The sequence below is a fragment of the Paenibacillus sp. AR247 genome, assembly GCF_002968895.1.
Taxonomy (GTDB): Bacteria; Bacillota; Bacilli; order Paenibacillales; family Paenibacillaceae; genus Paenibacillus_AQ; species Paenibacillus_AQ favisporus.
In genome coordinates, this window is the sequence record NZ_PCZT01000009.1 from 1,041,283 (window position 1) to 1,044,314 (window position 3,032).

Annotated in this window: 4 protein-coding genes; all 4 read right to left on the bottom strand. The window is 49.7% G+C overall.

Annotation, left to right across the window (positions count from 1 at the left end; genetic code table 11):
- Positions 1-116: 116 nt before the first annotated feature.
- The gene (locus CPT76_RS12905) at positions 117-428 is read right to left on the bottom strand and encodes a Dabb family protein (RefSeq protein WP_105443210.1); all 312 of its coding nucleotides are present in this window, start codon (positions 426-428) and stop codon (positions 117-119) included.
- 112 nt (positions 429-540) lie between these two features.
- Positions 541-1,545 carry a LacI family DNA-binding transcriptional regulator gene (locus tag CPT76_RS12910; RefSeq protein WP_105443211.1) on the bottom strand — a complete coding sequence of 335 codons (1,005 nt, stop codon included), beginning with the start codon at positions 1,543-1,545 and terminating at the stop codon, positions 541-543.
- A gap of 13 nt (positions 1,546-1,558) precedes the next feature.
- Positions 1,559-2,449, bottom strand: coding sequence for a CehA/McbA family metallohydrolase (locus tag CPT76_RS12915; RefSeq protein ID WP_105443212.1), 891 nt, complete (start codon positions 2,447-2,449; stop codon positions 1,559-1,561).
- Positions 2,450-2,483: 34 nt separating this feature from the next.
- Positions 2,484-3,032, bottom strand: a 549-nt coding sequence (locus CPT76_RS12920; RefSeq protein ID WP_146116236.1) for a carbohydrate ABC transporter permease, incomplete at its 5' end; no start/stop codon positions are given.

Here is a 3,032-nt window from a genome sequence, read left to right on the forward strand (position 1 = left end):
ATGACCTGAACGCATCTGGAGATCAATTGCATGATCTCTTCCATCTCATCTCTCCGGCCTGTTCGAATTTGAATATTCAAAGCTCGCACCATCCTCGTCCTATCGAAAATCTAACCTCAATGCTCATATCCGGCATAATCGATTTCGAGAAACTGGCTCACTTCCTGATCCCAACGGTCCCTCACAAAAGCCACGTGCTGCGGATGAGCGTTATAGGCTTCATAATCCGCACGGCTGTCAAACCTCATGGAAAATCCAAAGTCATATGTATTCTTGATGCTGATTTCCCGGAATACTTGAAATTCCTTTACCGTAGGTATCGAGCTGAGTGCAGCCCTGCCGTCCTCCAGAAACCGCTGTTCAGCGGACGAACCCTTCTCATGCTTCAGCGAAAAGATGACCGAATGGATGATTGCGCCGTCTTTCACGTTAACACTCCTTTTTTCATCGAAATGACAAACGAGTCTTTTACTATTATAAAGGCTAATCAAAGAGATGGACAGCTTCAAAGCGTCCCCGGTTCTTGGTTGTTCACAACCTTCACAGAGATCTGCAGCTGTCGCGCACCGCTAACCGATGACTCAAAATGATATCTTCCGCTGTTCGCTTTTCTCCTGCAATGAACTGAAGCAGCGTTTCGACCGTCACCTCGCCCATGCGCTGAATAGGCTGCTCCATAGACGTGATCCGGGGCCGGACGAGTTCCGTCATCTGGCTTCCGTCAAAGCCGACCACCGAAATATCGTCAGGAACCTTCAGGCCGTGATCGATGATGCAGTTGACTGCCCCGATCGCCATATCGTCGCTAACGGCAAAGACCGCCGTCGGTTTATGTTTGTAACGCAGGAACTCACCCATCAGTGCATAGCCGCTGTTCACCTTGTAATCACCGAAACGGACAAGTTCATGGACAAATTTAATTCCATGGTCCGCCAAAGCATTCCGGTACCCGCTGTACCGGTTTTGGCCGGAAGTCATATCACGCATGTCCCCGCCGATGAAAGCAATCTGCTCATGCCCGAGTCCGATTAAATATGTCGTTGCGTCATACGCTGCGGCATAATCGTCCACGATGACCGATACGAAGGATTGGTCCATCGGCTTCACGCTGGAGAAGATGACGGGAATTTTTAATTTCTCGATAAAATTCCGAATATCCTCATTGATCTTCTCGTGCATGATAATGATGCCTTCCACGCGCATTTCCTTGAAAATGTTCAGGTATTTGAACTCCTTGTCAATGTCCTCGCTGATATTGCAGACGAGCAGATTATAATGATTGAAGGCAGCGGTCTGCTCGATGGAGCTCAGAATGGTCGAATAAAAGCTGGAGGTCAGATCCGGCACGATGACCCCCAGCAGATTGGTTTTGTTTCTGACCAGGCTTCTGGCTATATGGCTGGGCGCATAACCCAGGTCTTCAATGGCCTGGTTGACGCGGTCCTTCAGTTCTTCCCTGACGTATTTTTCCCCGTTCAAAACACGGGAGACCGTTGTCGTAGAGACACCGGCCCGTTTGGCAACATCCTTGATTTTAACGCTCATACCCATCTCATCCCTAACGCTGATTAATGAACAAGGGTTGAGAGAACGCCGCATAGCCTCCTTCAATATAGGCGCTTACGCGGACATACCCTTCGTCTCCCATACACGAATAAGTCACTTCCGTAATCCGTCCCGTTTCCTCATGCAGCACCCTGCCGTCTTTCCCAAACAAGGTCACGTATTTATACATCCGGTCCAGCAGTTTGTTCGACTTCAGGCGGATGCAGATCTGACGATCTTCGGTCTGAATCGATTCAAAACCAAAACCAGTGGAGACATAAAAACTGCCGTTTCGGATCGCGTCGAGAATGGACTGCTGCGAATTTTCTTCAGCAAGCACGACGTTCCAGGCCTGCTTCTCTTGTCCGTACACATGCGAATCGTCGTTTCCGAAGCCCCAAACCCGCCGTCCCGCCGATAGCATCGCGTCCCATTTATCAAACGCGATATCGTATTCGATGTTCCCGTCCCCGTTGTATACCTCGATGCCGGTCACCCGCTCCATCCGCAGCATGTCCTCTAGGTTCCAGTAATTCGAAAAATACCGGTTCGGATGGACAAGAACGCAGATACCGCCGTTATTCAAAGTCATATCAGCAAGCCTCTGGTAATTTTCAATCGAAAACTCGCTGCTGTAGCCCTCCAAAATGGAACGAGGGGGCGCAACGAGAATCATGTGAGGCTCGCGGCTGCTGACCTCGATCGCTTCAAAAACCGTGGGGATGCTGCATTCTCCAGCCAAATCAGTAATTTTGTCATGATCCGAAATCGCGAGAAAATCATAATCGGCGTACATCCGATATACCGTTTCCAGTGGAAACCAGCCGTCGCTGTTATTGGTATGATTATGAAAGCTTCCGCGAAGCCACGTTCCTCTTTTATCATAAGGGTTTTCGATGCGCATGCCAAATCCTCCCTAGTTGATCATCTTTCTGAGGTTATTCCTTAATCGAACCGATCATAACGCCTTGGGCGAAATACTTTTGAATAAACGGGTAAATGATGATGATCGGCGCTACGACAATGATGATCGTGGCCATCTTCATGGAATCGCCCGTTACCTGCATTTTCTCCAGCGCGTCATATTGGTTCATGCCTGCAGCGGATTCCAGCTTGCTGCGCATCGCTTCCGCCCGCGTGAGCATCTCCTGCAGCAGTGTCGATAGCGGCCGCAATTTTGCTGAACGGACATAAAAAGCGCCCGTAAACCAGTCGTTCCAGTGTCCGACGGCGTTGAACAGCGCGATGACGGCGATCACCGGCTTGCTGAGCGGCATGATGATCCGCATAAAGATGGCGAAGTCATTATAGCCGTCCATCCGCGCAGACTCTTCCAAGCTAGGATGAATTTGCTGAAAGAACGTCCGCATGATGATCAGGTTCCAGGCGCTGTACAAGCTCGGGATAATATATACCCAGATCGTATTGGTCAAATGCAGCGATTTCAGCAGCATATAATACGGGATCATTCCCCCGCTGAACAGCAT